Below are 18339 nucleotides of genomic sequence, written 5' to 3' on the forward strand. Positions count from 1 at the left end.
CGGCTACGTCCGACCGGCGTGGCTCGGCGTCGGACCAGTCGGACCGGGTGTCGTACCCGCTGTCGGACGAGGTGTCGGACCGGTCGGATCCGGCGTAGGACGCAGGCGGTACACGGTCGGAACGGTGGTCTGAAAGGTGCCGCGCTCGGGCCACTGACCAGGGTTACACCGTGTGATCCAGAACCGTTCGATCGTCGGACGCGTGCCCTGGGGGACAGCTTCGGCATCCCACACCTTGCGGTACACGCCGGCGACGATGGCCAGCGCAGATCGGACGGCGTCGGACACGTTCATACCGGTGGCGAGCATGGTCTCCAGGTCGTCATACAGCTGCTGGTCGACCTTGACGGAGGCGGTCTTACCGACCTGAGGCGGTGTGGTCATCCGTCGGACGCCTCCTCGGAGGCGGGCGCGGCTCCGCGGTCGGCCCAGGCGCCACAGCTCCGGCACACGTCCTGCTCGCCGTCCTGGACCATCGGGCGGCCGCAGCACAGCGGGACCGCCGCGAGCTCGCGCAGCTGCGCGGAGAAGTCGCGGCGGACCACGGACGAGCGGCCGGTGACCTCCGGGATCCGTGCGCGCAGGGCGCGGGAGAGGACCGGGTCGGGCGTGGTGGCCTGGACGAGGGCGAGGAGTCCGATCTCGGTGAGGGCCTCGCCCGGGCGGTTCCGCTCCAGCCGGTCGGCCATCTCGCCGAGCATCCGGCGGACCTGGGCGTCGGTAGCGGGCCGGCCGTACTGCTGGCGGGCCGTGTGCGGTGGTGGGGCTTCGGGCGGTACGTCTGCCTGGGTACGCTCCATGGCGGACCTGCTCCTTGTGATCGCTGAGGACGGGTCCCCCCTCGCCCCGGAGTGCCAGCTCCGCATGGGGCGAGGGGTTTTCCGTTGGTTGTGCCGGATCCAAAGTAGCGACCTTGTTGCCACGTGGCAACAAGGTCAGACAGGATGGTGCCCATGGCCGAGGCCGAAGGAGGGCCGGACATGGTGTCGTTTCGCGAGCTCGCACGCAGGCTCGTGGCTGATGGGATCGTCGAGACGATCTCTCATCAGCGGCTGTCGAAGATCTCGCAGGAGGATCCGGCATTCCCGCCGGTCGTCAAGGTCGGCAGCTCGAACGCCGTGGACTACGGGCTGGCCGCGCCCTACTTCCGGAAGCGGATCACGCGGCCCGGCCGGCGTACGGACCTCGAGGAGCAGCGCGGCGAGGGCGACGCAGGCACGGAGTAGTCGGCGGCGGGGGGACTGGCCGCCTGCCAACGGGGAGCTCGGTGGCCCGCTCTCCTGCCGCGCCTGATCGGGCGGCGCGGGCTCGCAGGACTGCCGTCATCCCGGTAGGCCGGTACGGCCGGCAGGCCGTAAGAGATCGTTTGTTCGGTGGACGCTTGCCCAGGTCTGGTGACGGTGGCCTGACGTGGTGGAACGGGTGTTGCGTGCCTGGCACAACGCTCCGGCTTCCGCCGGAGGGGTGCTCGCTGCACGTGCTCCTCTTCACAGAGAGACTGCTACGCCATGCGCAAGCGATTGTTCTCGCTGTTGGCCGCCTCGTGCGCGGCCGTTCCGATCCTTCTGGCCGGGGCCAGTCCGGCATCGGCGGACACGTCTGTCAATCAGGACCTGGTCAACAAGATGGACGGCAGCCGCCTCGCCCTCGGCAACGACAGCACTGCCGACGGCGCCGAAGCCATCACCCTGCGCGGTACCCGGTGGGACTCCTACATCACCGAGGCGTGGGACTTCGACGGCACGTACGACAGCAACAGCAAGCTGTGGACGGCCACCCTGCGCAACCGGGCCTCGAACCGGTGCCTGGAGCCGGAAGCGGCGAACCCGGTACGCGGCAACCGCGTCGTGGTCCGCTCCTGCGACGGCTCCGACCGACAGAAGTGGAGCCTGCGGCTGGAGACGGGCGGCGGCAACACCGAGCGCTGGTGGATGTGGCGCCCGGTGAGCAACCTCAACGTGGCCATGGCCTTGCAGAACACCAACAACGACCAGTGGGACAGTGTCCGCCTGGACTACTCCTACCCGTCCACCGACCGCCTCTGGCTCCTCGGCCCCAACAACAGCGCCTGGTGGTAGGCGGGCCAAACCCGCCCGAAGGCTAGGCAGTACCGAAGGCCCGGGCCACACCCGGGCCTTCGCCCGCGACTCAAACCTCGATGTCATGGGGCACCCGTGGGGTGCTGGCGCGGAACTCTAACCCTAGAATCGAACGTATGAGCGAGTTGCCGCCGGACCCTGCGCGCCTGCGCGTGATCCTCGCGCACCTCGACAGGCAGATGGCCGACCACGAGATTGTCGGTACCTACCTGCGGCTCCAGCGCGATGCCGTCCAGGCCGCGATCGCCCGCGCCGAGCGCCGGGCCATGCCGCGGCCTGTCATATCGGTACCCAAGCGCCCCCCGGGGGACCGCCGGGATCCGGGGGTCGGCCGTGAGTCCGGTGGCCGGCCGCAGGGCAGTTTCATCGTCGAGCGAACCGCCAAGGCCTCGGCAGCCGCGCTCGTCCATACCAGCAGCTGCACCAAGGGATTCACCTCCGGCCGGCCCATTGAGGCTGACCTGGCCCGGCGAGTGCTCGTCAACGATCCCAGGGGCTTCCAGGCCTGCGACACCTGCCGTCCGGACACTGCGCTGGGCCTCGACGTCGCCTGACCATCCAGGCCCAGGTCAGATCGGCGAACAACTGGCGTCGGCGTCGAGCGTGGCCACGGCGATGCGGGCGGCCAGGGCGAGCTCCTCGCGGCTGAACATGGCCCTGCAGGTGCCGCACTCCGTGTACAGCTGGTGGTCGGTCTCGACCAGGGTGAGGGAGTCACAGCGCGGGCAGGGCTGTGTGACGGCGCGCCGTCGCGGGCGCAGCCGGGTGGTGTCACGGACGACGCGCATCAGGTGCTGGAGTTCGTCGCGCATGTCGCCGGCCCACGGGCGGCGGGATATCCAGGCGAGCGGCTGGGGCTTGGCGAGCCACGCGGCCAGGGCCTCGGGGGCGAGTGATACCGGGGGGTTCCAGCGGCGTTCCTCGGCGATGAGGCGGACCCAGGGGATGAGGACCCCGGCGATGGGGAGTTGGCCGTGCTGGTCCTGGCGGGCGTCGCCGTAGGGATCACGGATGCTGTCGGTCCAGCCGGTGGGGCCGAGGAGGTTGAGGACGTCGTCGCGGCCGGGCAGGGGCGCGGTGCGGTGGACGGTGCGACCGCCGGACCGGTCGCCGGTGGTCTCGCGCTGGCGGGATCCCTTGAGCACGATGATCTGCGCCGGCAGTTCACGCAGCCACACGCCGACGAGGTCGACGCACGGGGTGCACAGGGTCTGGGCGAGGGTGGTCTCGGTGTCGCGCAGGGCGCGGTCGCAGGTGCTGGCGGCGCACGGGGTGGTGGTCACCGGGTGTCTCCTGGGGTAGTGCGGGTGGGGCGGTGCCGGGCCGGTGTGAGGGTGGCGGCCCGGCGGGGTTCACCAGGTGGGGGTGTCGCAGCAGGAGGCGATCCAGCCGGCCGGGATGTACATCCGAACCGGGGTGCCGGGGGCGTAGGGGGTGTGGCAGACGGCGCAGGTGCCCGCGCGGACGGCGTGGAACCAGCGGCCCGTCGGCCCGGCCGGGGGCGTACCGGGGCCCTCGTCCGGCCACGGTTCTGTACCTCGCTGCCCCCGCCGGGGCGAGGCCGCGACGGGGGCGGGCGGGCGGCAGTGCGCGCACATGCTGGGCTCGAGATCGGTGATCTCGCAGCGCGTCATTGCGACGCTCGCGGCAGGCTCCGCATCGTGAGGGGGCGTGAACTGGTGGACTGCCAGTCGAGCGGGTCGGGGTACACGAAGGTGAGCTCCAGCACCGTCGGGAGTTCGACGGGCGGACGCACGGGTTGCCGGATCGTGAGCCGGCCGTAGCCATCGCCGATGCCCGCGGCTTCGAGGACTCGCCGGACGCCGTCGAACTGCAGGCGGGCGACCCTCGGGTGTAGACCCAGATCTTCGGCGATGCGGGCCAGGCGTCGCTCCTGCCATACGTCGGCGGCGAGGAAGAGCGGCTCGAAGAGCGTCCGCAGCGACCTGGTCACCGGGCCGTCGAAGGCGACCTCCACCGTGCCCTTGCCGTACTGGTAGGGCCAGACCAGTTCGGGTGTGTGGAGCCGCGCGCTCGGCAGGGTAATGACGGGGACCGGGGCGGGCCGGTCGCCGGCCTCCTGGATCGCCTCCTTGAACCGCTCCAGGGCGGCGGACGCCCGCACCATCGCTTCCGTCGTGCTGCCGAGCGGCTCGAAGGCGCCGGCCACGAGCTCACCCAGCGTGCGCCACTCTCCGTCAGCGGCGCTCCAGAACTTGACGGTCACCGGTCCCTCCCGACCACGCAGCGGCCGGTCTCGGTGTGCTGCTCGGCGCAGGCCGGCCCGCACCGCCGCAGCAGTTCGGCCGTGAGCGCGGTGATGTGTGCGTACTTGGCCTCGGTGGTGTGGCCGTCCCACTGGGCGCGCGGGTCGTCGGCGGACACGTGCTCGATGGGGTGGGCCAGGTCGGCGTCGCGGGGGCCGAAGTGCCATGACGCTTGGTGGTCGTCGAGTTGCAGGTAAACGATCTGCCAGCCGGGATCCTCGACGTCCGGGGCCGGGGCGACGACCGCACCGTCCGTGTACCCGGCGAGCAGGGCGACGAGGGCGTTGCGCTCCCGGTAGGCGCCGTCCCGCTCGGCCTCGGCGTGCTCGAGGCGGCAGGCATAGCACCAGTCCGCGCACGGCAGCTCCTCAACAGAACCGTCGGGCAGGAGCACGCCGAATCGCGTGTGAGTTGCCATGCCCCGCGCGATGAACGAGAGCCACCGCTGTGCTTCGGCCTCAGCCCGCTCCACCCGCTGCTGCTGCCTTGCCGCGCGGCTTTCCAGCAGCTTCCTCGCCCCACGGATCGCCGACAAGCCCATGCGCTCCTGCCGCTCGGCCTCGGCACGCGCGGCGTCGGCCTCCCGTATCTCAGCTTCGACGTGCCGCTGGAGAAGGTCCGTCTGCTCATGGTTGAGACCGACCCCGCGGTTCCGGTCGAGCAGTTCGGTCAGGCTGGCCCGGCGCGAGGCGCGCTGTGCGTCCAGGACTGCCGCCGGGGGATGGTCGGTCTCGTACCGGCGCTTGGCTGCACGGACGACCTCGGCGAAGAACTCTTGGTCCTGCTCGGTGAGGTCGCCGCTGCCACGTACGAGGACGGACGTGCCGTCGACGTCGACGGACTGGCAGCTGTCAGAGCTGGTTGTCGCGGCCTCGTCGGTGTACGGCGATGCGACGGCGTCGGCGATACGCCGGAGCTGTGCGGTCAGGGCCTCGGCGGCATGGAGTATGGCGGCTGTGTCGGGGCTCAGAGCGGGGCTCATGCGGTGCTGTCCTTCGTGTGGAGACCGGCGCCACGCAGGCCCCGGTCGGTGAGGTGGTAGTAGATGGACCAGGCGTCCTCGGCGGCCGCCGTAGGTGCGTCTGTACGGACGCGGATCCATCCGGCCTGCTGGAGCATGTGGAGGGCGCGGTAGATGCGGTCTGGCCCGTAGCCGGTGGCCTCATGGATGGCCAGGTCGGTGGGTCGGTCGGTGCTGGCGATGGCGGTGAGTACGGCGCGGTGCGTACGGGTCAAGCGCGGCGCAGGCCGCCGCCGGAGGCGAGCGGCGATGGGCAGGCCGATCAGTGCTGCGAGCGTAAGGAGAGGGCAGGCCGCGCCCACGATGGTGGCGATCACACGGCCACCTCGCCGTCGAGGGCGCGGATGGTTGGGCACGGCCAGGTGTTGTCGTATGCGGGGCCGAACGCGGCGCAGTGGATGCAGGTGGTGCCGTGGGTCGCCTGTCTGTGCAGGGCGCGGACGCGAGTGATGGCGCGGCCACCACGCAGGACGTGGCGCAGGCAGAGAACACCTGCCACGGCGAACGAGGCCAGCCCGAGGCCGAGGCAGCCGAAGGCGGCCAGGACGAGGAGGCCGGGCAGCGTGGGGACGGTCATGACTGCGGCTCCTGGACCCCGTCGGGGACGGTGCTGGACGCGGGAAGGGAGGCGGCTGCCTGAGGGGACTCGGTCGGCAGTTCGTCGGCCCACTCGCGGACCCGGCCAGGGATGGCGGTGACGCCAGCCAGCTGGACGCGCTCGAGTTCGGCGTAGATGTCGAGGCGGTCCGCGACCTCGCGGTAGACATCACGGCGCAGGGGCAGCGCGTAGAAGAGACCGGCCACGGCGTCGGCGGCGGCGATCGCCACGTCGGCGTCCACGCCGAACACGATCCGGTCGTCCGCGCTGGCGCCCGCCCATGGACGGTCGGAGTTCCACCGCTCGAAGATGACCTTGGCGAATTGGTCGCGGCGCTCAGCGTGCGTGGCCGGCGACGGCAGGCGGCCGGAGCGCAAGTCAATGGACTGGATCCAGGCGAGGACCACAGCGGCGACCTGGATCAACTCGGCGCGCAGACGGACGGGGTCTGACTCTGCGAGCGCTTCGGCGGCCTCCTCACCGAAGACGTCGCGCCAGGTGAGGATGCCCTGGTGGGCGTGCAGGTTGCACATGCTGCGCGCGGCCTCGGCCAGGTCTCCAGCGGTCCATCCGGGGACGATCTCGACCGTGGGGCCGGTGCCGTCGGGGTGGACCTGCACGCCGAACTTCTCGTCCTGCCGGGCGCGTTCCGCGACGAGCTCGGTGAAGATCTGCGGGAGGCCGGCCGTGCCGATGGTGACGGGCCTGTCATGTTCGGGGCTGCTCACTGGCTGATCTCCTGAGTCTCGAGCGGGAGTTGGCCGTCGGTGGTCGGGACGGGCTGGGTGAGAACAGCCCGGATCCGGGCGGGGGCGCGGCGCAGCGCGGCGCGCTGGTCGGGTCGGAGCTTGCGCCAGCAGCGGCCGCCGATCCCGCCGCGTTCCTTGGCGGCCGCGGACCGGGTCTCGGTGTGGCACAGGGGGCATTCGACGGACTCGCTCACGCCGCGCCGCCGGTGGCCTCGCGCCACGCGTCCATCACGGCCTTGGGCACCCGGCCGGTCCCCGGGCAGCCGACGTTGTTCTCCCGCGCCCAGGCGCGCGCCGCCGCGGCGTTCGGATCCGTACGCTTCTTCGGCTTGGGCGGGGCCAGTTCGTCCTGGCGGGCCTGGATCTCGGCGAGCCGACGCTGCAGGTTCTCCCGCTCCTGAGTGAGCGAGGTCAGTTCCTGATCGGCGTCGTACCGGTTACGCAGGCCGGTGAGGGCAGCCCGGGTACGGGCGGCCGTGGCCTGGACGTCCTCGTCATGGTGCTCCTCGGCCCACTTCAGAAGCCTGCCGAGCTGCAGGGTCTCTGACGGCCTGCGGCTGGAGTCGGCGGAGGCCTCGGCATGCGGGCCGGTGGCTGAGGGAACCGTGGCGAGTGCCGGTACAGAGGGCAGCGGCTGGGGTGCTGTGGCCATGGTGGGCTCCTGGGAGGAGAGATGGAGTCGGTTGTCGCGGGCAGCCTGAGGACCGCCTTCGCGGTCGATTTCGTCGAGGAGGTTGGTCAGGGCGCGGATCGTCACCGGCTTCTCCTGCGGGATGGAGTTGCGCATGAGGGTGTCGGTGGCGTGTGCGCCGGCGACGCACGCGGATTCACCGCAGTCGGCGCGGACGTGGCCGTCGGGCTGGCGTCCGTGGTGACGTGAGAACAGGAGCCTGCGGCCGTTGAACCGCTGGCCCTCGGCGTGGAGGGTGGGCATGCGGCCGGCCATCGGGCCGGTCCACCGCGCGTGGCCGTCGCCGTACGGCTCGATAGCAGCCTCGAGGGCTTCGTCGATCGTTCGTGCGGGCCCCCCGCCCTGGTTCCCGGACGGGGGCAGGCCAGCATCACGGCGGATACTGGCGATGGTCGGTGCCGTGATTCCGACTGCGTCCCTGATCTCCTGGAACGTGGCCCCGTTCAGCAGCAGTACGAGAGTGCGTCGCTCGATCTCGGCACGCTGCTCGGGCGAGAGAGAGCGGCCGTTACTGCCGGTGTAGAACGGCTCAGGCGCTGACTCCACGGGGACGGTCACGGCATCACCTCGAAGAGGCAGGCCTGCCCGGACCCGAGGCGTCGGTTGGCCCAGAGCACTTCGGTACGGCTTCGGTCGTTGGCCGCGTTGCCGGTCGTGGTCCGCTGTGCGTAGCGATGCCAGCCGGCGTACAGCTCGGCGTACAGCGGGCTGTCGTAGCCGGACAGGACCACCGCGGCGTTGCAGTCGGTTAGGGCTGCGGCCAGTTCCCGGTGCTCGTTCTCGCCGCGCATCTCGGTGCCGTACCGGTTGCGGTGGCTGCGGGTGGTGCCGAGGTAGGGCGGGTCGACGTACAGCAGCACGTCGGGCGCCGCGCCGTACTTCCCGATCACAGTGAGGGCCGGCAGGCACTCCAGGCTGACGGAGGCGATTCGCTCGGCTGTGGGCAGCAACCTGCCGCGGTAGGCGTCGAGGTGGTCGGGCATGCCGAAGCTGGACCCGGATGAGGTGGTGTAGTGCCGCCACCCGCTCCGGCGCATCATGCCGCCGCGGCCCTGTGACAGACGTACCCACACCCGCCGGGCCCGCTCCACGTCGTCCTCGGTCGGCTCCCATGCTCCGGTCAGCTCAGCGCGAGAGTGCGGGGTGAGCGCACACGCGCGCGCCAGCTCGTCAGGGCGATCGCGCAGGACCCGCCAGAAGTTGACCAGGTCCCCGTCCAGATCGTTGACGGTCTCCATCGGCGACGCCGACTTGGCGAGGAGAACCGACAGCCCACCGCAGTACGGCTCGACGTAGTGCTGGTGCGGAGGGAGGAGGGAGACGATCCACTCGGCCACGGTCTGCTTGCTGCCGAAGTACGGGACGGGCGGCTTCACCGGGCACCTCGCCCCGGCTGCTGGCCGAAGAGCGGAGGTTGCACAGTGGGTCTGCGCCGGGCCGGCCGTGACCGCTGGGCCGGCGCGGAAGGCTGCGGGGTGCTGAGGCCGGTGCAGCTGGTCCAGTGCAGCAGGGCCTTCCACTCCAGGAGCTCGGGCTCGGGCCGGTCTGCGTCGAGCTGGCGGACGACCAAGGCGCCCGGGCCGTTGGTGTGTGCAGCGAGGCCGCCGGCCGGGGACGGCAGGGCGTTCAGCGGTACACGCTGTCCGCGCTGCGGGCCGTCCCCCCAGGTCGCCCAGCGGATCGGCGCGTTGCACCGGGTGCAGTCGGTGACACCGCGGGTGGGGTGCGGGGTGGTGGGCATCAGCTCTCCTCTCCGCGCGCCTGGGCGGCGACCGTGCGGGCGGTGTGCGGCTCGGCCCGGCGGCGGCCGCGCTTGGACTGGCAGGCCTGGCCCTCCTCGGCGAGGCAGCCGGGCTCGGGGCAGGTGATCTCGAGCGCTCCGGTCAGCGGGGCCCTGCCGACCGCAGTTCGGAACGACTCGGGCATGTAGTCGTGGCGCATGGGCGCCTCCTCGATGGCGCGCGGGGACGGAGTAGCCGCCGACTGGGGCGCAACGGCGGAGAGTTCGGGGTGTGCGCCGTACGCAGCGCGCAGCAGTTCGCCGGCACGCAGGACGCCATACCGGTGGAGCGCGAGCTCGGGCCCGTACACCGCGGCGGCCGCCAGGACCTCCTCGTCGGAGGCCTCGGTGCGCTCGCGGTACGTGGCCTTCGACAGGTCCCGGTGGCGGAGCTCGGCGAGCTGCTCGCCCCATGCGCGGGCGCGCCGCCATTCCTCGCGGGTGATCTGCCGTTTGTGGGCGCAGGTCTCGCACGGCTCACCGGTCGGCCAGGTGTAGCCGTCCTCGCACAGCGACAGCCCGCATCCGCCGGGCACGACGGCCACGGCCAGGAGCCAGGCGCCGACGTCGCCGATCGTGCGGGCGTCGCGGTAACGGCTGGCGATCCGGGCGGCCATCCGCTCCGGGGACATCAGGTTCACCGCGGCGTTGTCGAGCTGGCGGCCGATCTCGCGGGCGACCCGCCGCAGCATGAACCGGCTGACGCTGTCCGTCAGCAGGTGTCGCACGGGGGCCAGGCTGGTGTGGATGCGCTGGGTCCAGCGCAGCTCCGGCCCGGTGTACGGGGCGCGTCCGGTGGGGGTGGGGCGGTTCCCGCGCGCAGCGCGAGACGGGCCCGGGCGGAACGTGTCCGGCAGCGTGCTGTCTGCGTTTTCCACAGGAGCCGGGCCCCACTCACGGTCACCTCGCCTACGGCGGGAAACCCCCACTGGGTTCGTCTTGTCGGGTCGGTCAGTCGGGTGGTCTTCCTTAGACGCGAGGGATCCGTCACCAAGATCCGAACCGGATCCGTCATAGAAGTCCGAAGCCTCGGCGTCCCACAGGGCCAACTGCTCGTCGGCGGGCGCCTCTTCGGCCGGGGCCGGGACGGTGTGGAGCGGGTGGCGGTGGGTCTCGTAGGCGTGGCGGCCCTGCTCGCCCTCCCGGCGGTGCACGGTGAGCCAGCCGGTCTCGGCGAGCTCGTCGACCAGGCGGCGGGCCTGCCGCTCGCCGAGGTGCTCGCCGGCGTGTTTGCCGGTGTGGTGGTGGAGCATCTCGCCGAGCTCGGCGACGGTGACCGGGATCCGGCGGGCGGTGGAGTAGGCGAGGAGCGCGTACAGGCGCAGCAGGCGCGGGGTGAGGGTCTCGGCCGCACGTACCGGGATCTGCGCCCACAGCTCGTCTTCGGCCAGAGGCCGGGTGACGCGGTGCGCGGACTCGCCGGTGCCGCCCCGGGCCGTACGGCGGACGGTCGGGACCTCAGTGATCCCGTCGACGGTGTCCGGGCGGGTGAGGGGCCGCAGGCCTCGCTCCACTGCGCTCTTGGACATCCCGAGGAACTCGGCCAGACGGATGACACGGGCGGTGCATCCCTCCGGGCGGAGCGACAGAGCCTTCACCTTGACGTAGGTGCTCAGGGCCACGTCGGGGTACTGAGCACCTACGACCAGGCGCAGGGGGACCTTGACGGTCAGGCCGCCGTCGCGCGGGCGCGCCCCGGCAGCCGCGCGGGGCGGCTCGGGGTGCGGTGCAGCCGGGTCGGCTGCGAGCGCGGCGACGGACATCGGATCCTTCTGATGCGGGAGTTGAGGCGAGTGGGGGCCCCGCTCGCCTGGGGGCGGCGAGCGGGGCCAGAGGCATCCGCAGGCGTGGGGGACGCCCGAGGGGCTCGGATGCCAGGGAGAGGTCAGCCGACGTGATCGCGCGTCTGCCGGATCTGCTCGAGGACCAGGGCCGGGACGCGGAGCTGAAGGACCTCCTGGCCCGCGTTCGGGCCCGAGTGCAGCCGCTGCCGGGTCAGCCATCCGCGTTGGGCGAGGACCTCGACCTGGACGAGGACCTGACCGCGGGCCAGACCGGTGCCAAACGCGAGCTGTTCGGGCGTGGGGACGCGCTGGATCAGGCCGGACTTGTAGTTCGCGTACGGCAGCAGCGTGAGAGCGACCAGGCGCGCCTCGGGGAGCATGCGGCTGAGCCGGATGCCTCGCTGGTACACCGCCCGCAGGACCTCGTCCTGGCGGAGCTTGCCGGGGGCGATCAGTACGGAACCGGCGGACGATGCCGTGACCGGAGTCAACGGCGCGGCGGCCGGCGTCGACGGCATAGGCGGGCGGGGGCGCGGCGGGCCGGGCTTGGGTACCGGGCGGGGAGCGGGTGACGTCATGACGCGTGGTCCTTGCTGGGCTCGGCGCCGGTGGGGGCGGCTGCCTCGGTGCTGGTGCCAGGTGAGGGCTGGCGGTGGGTCGGCCAGGTGCTGGGGGCGTGCCGGTCGCACCACCAGCCGGAGGTGTGGAGGCGCGCGTAGGTGAGGCTGTGGACCGGCGAGGCGAGCCACTCGCAGGCCGGGGGCTTGCCTCGCCGGTCCAGGGGCTTCACTCGGCGTCGTCCCGAAAGTCGTCGTAGTCGTCCGGGCCCAGCGCGGTGGCCATCCCCTCGGCCGCCCACTCGTCCGCAGCGCGCGGGTCCGGCAGGACCGGCAGCGCGACGACGACGGCCAGCTGCACGCCGTGCGCCTCCTTCGGCTGCGGCAGCCGCACGACCGTGCCGCCGTGCGGCATCGGCATGACGTGCCGGCCCGTGAGCTCCTCGCTGTAGGTGGCGAACCCGGAGGCGTGGTCGACGGCCGCGTCCCGCTCCTCGTACAGGCCCTCGATGCCGACGTCGTCCACCTTCGCGCCGACGGTCACCACCGCGTGCAGCTGCTCGGGCAGCGCCGGGCACTCGTGCGGGGGCTCGAGGTAGTCGGGGTCGTCGCTGCAGGCGCCGCGGTGGAGGCGCGGGCGCGCGCAGTCGGCGTGTTCCGGCATCGGCCCCGCGATCCCGCACGGCGGCAGAGGCCTGTGCGACTGCAGTCGGGCCAGGGCCAGTTCGGGTTCGCCGCGCTCCAGGTACCGCTTCGCGTCGCGGGCGGCGTCGGCCAGGTCCTGCGCCGCCGTCAGCGCGCCGGCGGCGGCCGTGGGGCCGAGGCTGCGGGAGGGGCCGTCGTGGACGACCTGGCCGTCACGGACGATCGTCAGACGGTGCGGGCCGCCCTCGAACCAGGCCTCGAAGATCGGGCAGTCGGTGGCCTCGGCCGCGAAGTGCCCAACCAGGCCCATCGGTTCGTCGAGGCTGCACGTGTGGGCCAGCAGCTCCATGCTCAACAGGCCCTGGCCAGCGTCGCCGATGACGTACGTCTCGCCGAAGACGGGCATGGTCGGCGTGTTCTCGTAGTGGATGTGGACCAGGTCGCGGGGGCGCATGGGGTACCAGGGCGCGGAGGCGAGGTCGATGCCGCCTTGCATGAGAGCGGACAGCTCGCCGTCGAGGTCCCGGCGGCGCTTGGCCTCCTCAGCCTGCGCGAGCGGAGACAGCGGCTCCTCAGGCTGACCCGGGACGAGCGGGCGCTCGGGGTGCATCTCGCTCATGACGCTCCTATCGGAGTTGTGTGCGTGGGAAGGGAGTTGAGGGCATCCGCCCATGCGGTGTCGGGGTCGGTGGCCTGACCGGCGTGCTGCTCCCACAGGCCAGCTAGGCCGTCCAGGGACCGGGTGCGTGGGGTGCGGCCGATCGCGCGCCCGCACTCGCAGGTGCCGACGTGGTCAGGGCCGACGAGCCTGATGACCAGGGCGTGAGGAGTGTCCGCCGTCCCCGAGGCGTCGGCGGTGGTGCTGCCGCCTGCGGGGGTGTCCTTCTCCTCAGCCCTGGTCAGGGCCGTGTCGATCGCTTCGGCCAGCTGCGGCACGGTGGCTGTCCACCGAGGCTCGCTGGATCCGGGCCCGAGGCCCTGGACCATCGCGCCGCGCAGCTCCTGGCCCAGGAACGGGCGCCTGAACTCGGGGTGGGTCAGCGCGGTGGCGATGGTGTCCGTGCGGGAGGTCACCGGTCACCGTCCGGGCGCACGGGGATGGCGCGGAGCTCGGCGCGGGTTCGGGCCAGCACGGTGCAGCGGCCCGGGCAGTACCAGTGCGTCCCGTGGTTCTGGCCGGCGTCACGCACCTGGACCATGCCGGGGACCGGCGCTCGCAGGCCGCTGGCCGGGCTCCCGCAGCTGTCGGCGGTGCACACCTCGTACGGCATCGCGGTGTCAGCCGGGCGGCTGGCGCCGACCAGTCCCTGGTTCCAGGCCTGCCGGGCCGCCAGCTGCCCGGGCGTGGTCTCGGGCAGCCGCGGGCGCTGCGCGCGGGTCGGCATCAGCTCTCACCGCCGTCGGCGGTCTGCTCCTGCTCGGCCAGCCACGCGGCCGCCTCGTCGTCCGGCAGCCGGGTGTAGCCGGAGAGCTGAATGCTGATGCCGTCCACGGTCGTGGTGGCGTTCGCCCTCCGCATCACGTACGAGTGCGCGTCGCCGAAGACCCTGACCTCTGCCTCTACGCCCAGGGCCCTGGCCGTCCTGGCGGCGGCCTCGGCGGAGGTGGCTTTGAGGTGGAGTTCGCCGCTGATGTCGCGGTCGGCATGGCCGTACAGGCTGGCGAGGTCAACGCGCAGGCCGGCGTCGCTGTGCAGCGCCAGGAGGCGGGTGGCCACCTGCGTCATGAGCGTGGCCCGGTCGGGCAGACCGGCGAGGCAGGCGAGCGGTTCGGCTACCTCGCGGGCCGGTTCGTCGTCCTGGTGCTGCGCCGCCAGTTGGTCGGCCTCCGCCAGGAGCTGGCCCAGCTGCGCGAGGCTGGTGACCCGGGTGAACTGGCGGCATCCGCAGCTCACGCACGTCGCCATCAGGGCGAACTGGACGTCGACGGGCTCGGCCGCGCAGGTGTAGCGCAGCGCGAACGAGTGGAAGCGGCCCGGGTCCAACGAGGCGAGGGCCTCCTCGGTGTCCTTGGGCGCGCGGTCCCACGGCGTGTATTCCCAGGCCAGTTCGTCAGCGGCCTCACCCAGGACTTCGCGGGCGCAGCGGCGGGCGGCGGTCAGGAACTCCTCGGCGGCCTTGGCCTCGTTCTCAGCGTTCTGGGCGTTATCGTCTGCGGCCTGGCTGGTGTAGGCGTCCTTGGCAGCGGTGTTGAGGGACTGGGACATCAGACGCTCACCACCAGCGGGCGGACGGCGGGCAGTTCGGCGTCGGCGATGAACGCGGCGGCGTCCTCGAGCTCGGCCAGGCCGTTGGAGGAGTACCGCCAGCGCAGGGTGGAGACCTGGTGGGCGCCGTCCGGGTCGGGCACGGCGGCGGCGATCCACAACGGGGTGCCGGAGGCGTCGCGGTAGCGGGAGGTGATCCCGTACAGGGTGGCCTCGGTGACCGTGGCGGCCTGCCGGGTGACGAGGTACTGGGTGGGCTCACCGCCGGGGACGACAGGGCGTCCGGGCCACAGCCATACCTCGCCGATCTGGCGGGGCCGCTGGCCCCAACCCGTCGCCGAGGTATGGGTCAGGGCCTGCCCGAGGCTCTCGGCCGAGATGGTGTGGACGGTGTCGCAGTCGCGGCACAGCAGCCGCAACCGGAGCCGGTCGAACGTGGTCGCGTGGGTGCAGTCGCCGTTCGCGCAGCCGTGCGGCTCAGTGCTGCCGGCGAGGGGGCGGATGCCCTCCTCGCGCAGCACCTCGGCGTCGTCCCAGACCGGGGTCTGGCAGCCGGCCGCGTGCGCGAGCGCGTTCCACCCGAAGTAGGTGGTCTCGATCAGTTCCATGTCAGGCGGCGTCCTTGCTGTGGCGTGCGCGAAGTGACTGCACGCGGAGCGGGATGGTCTCGGCGTGCTGGGGGAAGGCGGCTGCGGCGTGCTGGCGGCGGCTGGACGCGCGGGCGGGAAGGGCCGGGGGACGCCGTGTCTCGTCCTTGCGGGTGGCCCAGTAGTCCGTGAGCGGACCCTCGTCGAGGGCGAGCTTGAGTAAGCCCAGCAAGACCGCACTGGTCGCGGTGCCGATGCCCCCGGCGGCCAGCCACTCGGTTGCCGTGACGGGCCCGTTCACGACGTGGCCTTGGCCGGGGCGAGCAGGCACATGAGCTCGGCGGCGGCGCGGTCGACATAGAGAGCCGCAACGCCGTCGCCGCGCAGGTACACGGCTGCGTCGTCCTTGCGGCCGGTGGCGGTCATCGCCGTGCCGGCGGCCTGGACCGTGGCCGGGTCGATGCCGAACTGGTGCAGCCACCAGCGCCAGGCGTCCAGCGACCCCGGCTCGACCGTGATGGCGATCGTGTGGGCGTCGCGAATCTCGATCGCGGTGACGTCCGGCTGGCGTCGCACCTTGTCCTTGACGGTGCCGGCTGGCGAGTCGAGGTCCACGTCGAGGCCGATGCGCGTGATGCACCCCGCGTACTCCGTCACCTCGAACTCACCGGCCTCGATGACGCTCGGGTCGGCGATCGCGTACCGCACGGGGCTGTCATCGCTGGTGGCAGCGACGGCCTCGGCGACCAGCGCACGCACCGGGCCCGTGAGCTCCAGCGCCAGGGCCTCGAGCTGGGCCACGGTCAGCGGCAGGTCGAGGAGCCCGGTGGCCATCTGCAGGGCGGAGTGCAGCTTGTGCGGGACGCGCTGCGGGTCCTGGATCACTCGCCACCGTCCGAGACCTCGGCGGTGTAGTTCATGACCTGCAGTTCCTCGGACGTCGCGCAGGCGCTGCACAGGTCGACCATCTGCCGGTTGGGCACCCAGACGCAGCCGCCCTCGCACGCGTGGTCCTCGGTGCAGCCACAGCGCACACAGCGGGCGACGTCCTCGGCGTCCAGGCCGACGGTGCTGACCGGCTGGGTGGGGGCAACGGCCTGCACCACGGCCAGGACGCTCGCACCGAGCGGCACCGGCTCCTGCCCGATCGTCTCGGGGATGGCCGTCTCGGCGGCGGGCGCGGGCTCACCGGTCAACTCGGCGGCCTGCACAGCCGTGACGACGGCGCAGCCGCAGACCTCGATCCCCTTCACGCGGCCGATGGCCTCGAGCCGGATGCCATCGCTGACGGTCGAGTGGGTGAGCAGGGTGTCGAGGGCGGCAGCGAGGTCCAGGAGCCCTCGCGCATCGTGGCTGTAGAACTTCGCGTCGACGCGCCAGCCCTCCGGCCAGTCCCGATCGATATGGACACTGAACGGCGCGGGGAACAGCGGGGTGACGATCTCGGCCGCGACGGCGGCGGCATGCGCGAAGGAGTCTCTCGGCGGTGCGGTGGGCGCGGCGGGCTCGGTAGCCTTCTCCACGTGAACCTCATTTCAGAGTGGTGAGGTGATCGACTTGCGGGGCTTGTCCGGGTCGCATCCGGGCGGGCCCCGCGCCGCGTCTAGAGCGCGGTCTTCAGCGCCCTGCTGCGCGAGGGCAGCGGGCGCAGGTGGCTGAGCGGGTGAGCGCCGGCCTGCGTGGGCGGCGCCGAGCTGGCGGCCAGCGGGCCGGTGGACGGCTCATGGTGGAAGAGGCTGTCGATCCGCTCGAGGTCGGCGTCCGTGAAGTAGACGGCCTTGCCGGCCTTCGTGTGCGGCAGCTTCTTGATGTGCCTGCGGAGCCACGTCTCCGTGACGCACTCGGGCAGTTCGGCCGCCGCTTCCTCGTACGTGAACCGGCGTCGGCTGGTCACGCGGGCACCGCCGCACGGGAGATGTCCGAAACTGATTCGTCGTCAGGCACCGATCTGCCGGTGGGGGCCCAGAGGATCAGCAGGTCAACGCCGATGACCCGGGCGATCTCGTGAGCGACACCAGTCGGCTGCGTCTTCGTGGCCCCGCTCAAGAGGGCGTCGACGGTTCCGTGCGGAATGCCGACCTGCCTCGCCAGCTCGCGGCCGCTGATCTCGGCCCCGGTCCCGGTCCGCTCCATCAGCTCGCACAGCAGGTGGGGCTTGACCAGCCGATATCGGGGTTCACGAACCATGGGCACACCTCTTGGGCACTCTGACCAAATTTTTGGGCACGGCTCATAGTGCATGAGTTTGGGCACGGTGTCCAGATTTTTGGGCAGCTCGGTAGGTGGGGATTTGGTCAAAGCCGCCGTGTGGACTGGCGCGACCTGTCCAAAAACCTGGACACTGTGACCAACGCGGCCGGGACTGCGGTCCGCTGAACAGGGCGTACGCCCCGTGCGTACCACTGGCCACATGGGCACAGGTGACCGGGAGACGAGGTTGGGTCGATGACGGGCGGCGACGCTGCGACGGGACGGACGGATCTGTCCGAGCTCCTAGGTACCCGCAAGGAGGAGCTGGGTCTCAGCTACCGCGAGCTTGAGGCGGCATGCATCGACCCGGCTCACCCGGAGGCCGGCGTCCAATACAAGCGCGGCACCCTGGAGAACCTGATCAAGGCCGTCCCGGGCACCAAGGCGCCCACCTACTCCCAGCTTCACGCTCTGCAGGCCGCCTTCAGGCTGCCGCTGCCGCTCCTCCAGGATGCGGCCGCCGCCCAGTTCTTCGGCCTCGACGCGGTACGCGACGGCGAAGATCCGGAAACGCTTGCCTTCATCCATGACTTCCAGGGACTCAGCTCAGAGGATCAGGCGTGGGTGCGAGCGATGGTCCAGACGCGTCGGAACGTCGACCCATCCTGACCGGAAACCGACCATTGGCGGCACCTGTGACTGCGCACAGTAGTTGCATATGCCACGCCAGCTCGTGAACTGGGAACTCCGCTTCGGTCGCGCAACCTGCCGCTTCGGCGTCCGGAAGGCCTGGTCATGGCGTTGCGTGGCGCAGTCACACCCCCGCGAGAAACAGACCGCACATGCCGTTTGCGGCTGTTTCTGACCCCGCCTCAGAAGCGTTGGCCACAGATGAACAGAGGGCGCCGACCCTGTGACCAGCAGTGCTTACACAAACGGAGATTTTCAATCACCCACCGTTTCACACTGGTCACAGGGTGGCCGGTATGGCAACGTGGGTGGTCCGCCTGGGGGGGCGCTAGCGAATGGCTGCATCGCGTCTCGAACATGCACGCGATGACGCAGCGAGTACGGTCATGCAGGGGGTCACATGCCAGACAGATGCGCGCTACCGGGCAGCACTACCCAGGGTTACAGCGACCTGGACATCGAGTACGTCGACCAG

General features: G+C 71.6%; 30 protein-coding genes. 4 read left to right on the forward strand and 26 right to left on the reverse strand.

What is annotated here, in order from left to right; translation table 11 throughout:
- Positions 1-3: 3 nt before the first annotated feature.
- Positions 4-384, reverse strand: coding sequence for a hypothetical protein (locus ACIPSJ_RS01610; RefSeq protein ID WP_401342633.1), 381 nt, complete (start codon positions 382-384; stop codon positions 4-6).
- Positions 381-800: a hypothetical protein gene (locus tag ACIPSJ_RS01615; RefSeq protein ID WP_401342634.1), complete on the reverse strand. Its 420-nt coding sequence runs from the start codon at positions 798-800 to the stop codon at positions 381-383. Before ACIPSJ_RS01615 ends, ACIPSJ_RS01610 begins: the two co-directional genes overlap by 4 nt.
- Positions 801-953: 153 nt before the next feature.
- Between ACIPSJ_RS01615 and ACIPSJ_RS01620 the strand changes: the two genes are divergently transcribed.
- The 3 genes from ACIPSJ_RS01620 (at position 954) to ACIPSJ_RS01630 (ending at position 2653) form a co-directional block, all read left to right on the forward strand.
- Positions 954-1226 (forward strand): hypothetical protein, encoded by a 273-nt coding sequence (locus ACIPSJ_RS01620; protein ID WP_401342636.1) that lies wholly within the window; start codon positions 954-956, stop codon positions 1224-1226.
- Between the two features lie 282 nt (positions 1227-1508).
- Complete coding sequence (locus tag ACIPSJ_RS01625; RefSeq protein WP_401342637.1) at positions 1509-2078, forward strand: RICIN domain-containing protein; 570 nt, start codon at positions 1509-1511, stop codon at positions 2076-2078.
- Between the two features lie 137 nt (positions 2079-2215).
- Positions 2216-2653 (forward strand): DUF6233 domain-containing protein, encoded by a 438-nt coding sequence (locus ACIPSJ_RS01630; protein WP_401342639.1) that lies wholly within the window; start codon positions 2216-2218, stop codon positions 2651-2653.
- A gap of 15 nt (positions 2654-2668) precedes the next feature.
- On the opposite strand, the gene ACIPSJ_RS01635 is transcribed toward ACIPSJ_RS01630, so the two are convergent.
- The 24 genes from ACIPSJ_RS01635 to ACIPSJ_RS01750 form a co-directional block, all read right to left on the reverse strand.
- Positions 2669-3382 carry a hypothetical protein gene (locus tag ACIPSJ_RS01635; protein WP_401342641.1) on the reverse strand — a complete coding sequence of 238 codons (714 nt, stop codon included), beginning with the start codon at positions 3380-3382 and terminating at the stop codon, positions 2669-2671.
- Between the two features lie 69 nt (positions 3383-3451).
- Complete coding sequence (locus ACIPSJ_RS01640) at positions 3452-3733, reverse strand: hypothetical protein (RefSeq protein WP_401342643.1); 282 nt, start codon at positions 3731-3733, stop codon at positions 3452-3454.
- Complete coding sequence (locus tag ACIPSJ_RS01645; protein ID WP_401342645.1) at positions 3730-4326, reverse strand: hypothetical protein; 597 nt, start codon at positions 4324-4326, stop codon at positions 3730-3732. Before ACIPSJ_RS01645 ends, ACIPSJ_RS01640 begins: the two co-directional genes overlap by 4 nt.
- Positions 4323-5348, reverse strand: a complete 1026-nt coding sequence (locus tag ACIPSJ_RS01650) for a hypothetical protein (RefSeq protein WP_401342647.1) — start codon at positions 5346-5348, stop codon at positions 4323-4325. The genes ACIPSJ_RS01645 and ACIPSJ_RS01650 overlap by 4 nt, the downstream gene beginning before the upstream one ends.
- The gene (locus ACIPSJ_RS01655; protein WP_401342649.1) at positions 5345-5602 is read right to left on the reverse strand and encodes a hypothetical protein; all 258 of its coding nucleotides are present in this window, start codon (positions 5600-5602) and stop codon (positions 5345-5347) included. Before ACIPSJ_RS01655 ends, ACIPSJ_RS01650 begins: the two co-directional genes overlap by 4 nt.
- A gap of 98 nt (positions 5603-5700) precedes the next feature.
- The gene (locus tag ACIPSJ_RS01660; protein WP_401342651.1) at positions 5701-5964 is read right to left on the reverse strand and encodes a hypothetical protein; all 264 of its coding nucleotides are present in this window, start codon (positions 5962-5964) and stop codon (positions 5701-5703) included.
- Positions 5961-6713 carry a hypothetical protein gene (locus ACIPSJ_RS01665; RefSeq protein WP_401342653.1) on the reverse strand — a complete coding sequence of 251 codons (753 nt, stop codon included), beginning with the start codon at positions 6711-6713 and terminating at the stop codon, positions 5961-5963. The genes ACIPSJ_RS01660 and ACIPSJ_RS01665 overlap by 4 nt, the downstream gene beginning before the upstream one ends.
- Positions 6710-6928 carry a hypothetical protein gene (locus ACIPSJ_RS01670; protein WP_401342655.1) on the reverse strand — a complete coding sequence of 73 codons (219 nt, stop codon included), beginning with the start codon at positions 6926-6928 and terminating at the stop codon, positions 6710-6712. Before ACIPSJ_RS01670 ends, ACIPSJ_RS01665 begins: the two co-directional genes overlap by 4 nt.
- A complete protein-coding gene (locus ACIPSJ_RS01675; protein WP_401342657.1) occupies positions 6925-7983 on the reverse strand; it encodes a hypothetical protein in 1059 nt (352 codons plus the stop codon). Before ACIPSJ_RS01675 ends, ACIPSJ_RS01670 begins: the two co-directional genes overlap by 4 nt.
- Entirely contained in the window at positions 7980-8801 is an 822-nt protein-coding gene (locus ACIPSJ_RS01680) for a DNA adenine methylase (RefSeq protein ID WP_401342658.1), read from the reverse strand. The genes ACIPSJ_RS01675 and ACIPSJ_RS01680 overlap by 4 nt, the downstream gene beginning before the upstream one ends.
- Positions 8798-9166 (reverse strand): hypothetical protein, encoded by a 369-nt coding sequence (locus ACIPSJ_RS01685; protein WP_401342660.1) that lies wholly within the window; start codon positions 9164-9166, stop codon positions 8798-8800. The genes ACIPSJ_RS01680 and ACIPSJ_RS01685 overlap by 4 nt, the downstream gene beginning before the upstream one ends.
- The gene (locus ACIPSJ_RS01690; protein ID WP_401342662.1) at positions 9166-10968 is read right to left on the reverse strand and encodes a hypothetical protein; all 1803 of its coding nucleotides are present in this window, start codon (positions 10966-10968) and stop codon (positions 9166-9168) included. The genes ACIPSJ_RS01685 and ACIPSJ_RS01690 overlap by 1 nt, the downstream gene beginning before the upstream one ends.
- 122 nt (positions 10969-11090) lie before the next feature.
- A complete protein-coding gene (locus ACIPSJ_RS01695) occupies positions 11091-11567 on the reverse strand; it encodes a hypothetical protein (protein WP_401342664.1) in 477 nt (158 codons plus the stop codon).
- Positions 11564-11779 carry a hypothetical protein gene (locus tag ACIPSJ_RS01700; RefSeq protein WP_401342666.1) on the reverse strand — a complete coding sequence of 72 codons (216 nt, stop codon included), beginning with the start codon at positions 11777-11779 and terminating at the stop codon, positions 11564-11566. Before ACIPSJ_RS01700 ends, ACIPSJ_RS01695 begins: the two co-directional genes overlap by 4 nt.
- Complete coding sequence (locus ACIPSJ_RS01705) at positions 11776-12810, reverse strand: hypothetical protein (RefSeq protein WP_401342668.1); 1035 nt, start codon at positions 12808-12810, stop codon at positions 11776-11778. The genes ACIPSJ_RS01700 and ACIPSJ_RS01705 overlap by 4 nt, the downstream gene beginning before the upstream one ends.
- Positions 12807-13265: a hypothetical protein gene (locus tag ACIPSJ_RS01710; protein ID WP_401342670.1), complete on the reverse strand. Its 459-nt coding sequence runs from the start codon at positions 13263-13265 to the stop codon at positions 12807-12809. The genes ACIPSJ_RS01705 and ACIPSJ_RS01710 overlap by 4 nt, the downstream gene beginning before the upstream one ends.
- Positions 13262-13576 carry a hypothetical protein gene (locus tag ACIPSJ_RS01715; RefSeq protein WP_401342672.1) on the reverse strand — a complete coding sequence of 105 codons (315 nt, stop codon included), beginning with the start codon at positions 13574-13576 and terminating at the stop codon, positions 13262-13264. Before ACIPSJ_RS01715 ends, ACIPSJ_RS01710 begins: the two co-directional genes overlap by 4 nt.
- Positions 13576-14397, reverse strand: coding sequence for a DUF6195 family protein (locus ACIPSJ_RS01720; protein WP_401342674.1), 822 nt, complete (start codon positions 14395-14397; stop codon positions 13576-13578). The genes ACIPSJ_RS01715 and ACIPSJ_RS01720 overlap by 1 nt, the downstream gene beginning before the upstream one ends.
- Positions 14397-15005, reverse strand: a complete 609-nt coding sequence (locus ACIPSJ_RS01725; protein WP_401342676.1) for a hypothetical protein — start codon at positions 15003-15005, stop codon at positions 14397-14399. Before ACIPSJ_RS01725 ends, ACIPSJ_RS01720 begins: the two co-directional genes overlap by 1 nt.
- A gap of 1 nt (position 15006) precedes the next feature.
- On the reverse strand, positions 15007-15285 hold the full coding sequence (locus ACIPSJ_RS01730; protein ID WP_401342678.1) for a hypothetical protein: 279 nt from the start codon (positions 15283-15285) through the stop codon (positions 15007-15009).
- A complete protein-coding gene (locus ACIPSJ_RS01735) occupies positions 15282-15869 on the reverse strand; it encodes a hypothetical protein (RefSeq protein WP_401342680.1) in 588 nt (195 codons plus the stop codon). Before ACIPSJ_RS01735 ends, ACIPSJ_RS01730 begins: the two co-directional genes overlap by 4 nt.
- Positions 15866-16507, reverse strand: coding sequence for a hypothetical protein (locus tag ACIPSJ_RS01740; RefSeq protein WP_401342682.1), 642 nt, complete (start codon positions 16505-16507; stop codon positions 15866-15868). Before ACIPSJ_RS01740 ends, ACIPSJ_RS01735 begins: the two co-directional genes overlap by 4 nt.
- Before the next feature lie 80 nt (positions 16508-16587).
- On the reverse strand, positions 16588-16878 hold the full coding sequence (locus tag ACIPSJ_RS01745) for a DNA-binding protein (RefSeq protein ID WP_401342684.1): 291 nt from the start codon (positions 16876-16878) through the stop codon (positions 16588-16590).
- A complete protein-coding gene (locus ACIPSJ_RS01750) occupies positions 16875-17171 on the reverse strand; it encodes a helix-turn-helix domain-containing protein (protein ID WP_401342686.1) in 297 nt (98 codons plus the stop codon). Before ACIPSJ_RS01750 ends, ACIPSJ_RS01745 begins: the two co-directional genes overlap by 4 nt.
- A gap of 258 nt (positions 17172-17429) precedes the next feature.
- Here ACIPSJ_RS01750 and ACIPSJ_RS01755 point away from each other — a divergent pair, with 258 nt between their 5' ends.
- Positions 17430-17843 (forward strand): hypothetical protein, encoded by a 414-nt coding sequence (locus ACIPSJ_RS01755; RefSeq protein ID WP_401342688.1) that lies wholly within the window; start codon positions 17430-17432, stop codon positions 17841-17843.
- Positions 17844-18339 lie beyond the last annotated feature (496 nt).

This window comes from Streptomyces sp. NPDC090088 (genome assembly GCF_044747345.1).
Taxonomy (GTDB): domain Bacteria; phylum Actinomycetota; class Actinomycetes; order Streptomycetales; family Streptomycetaceae; genus Streptomyces.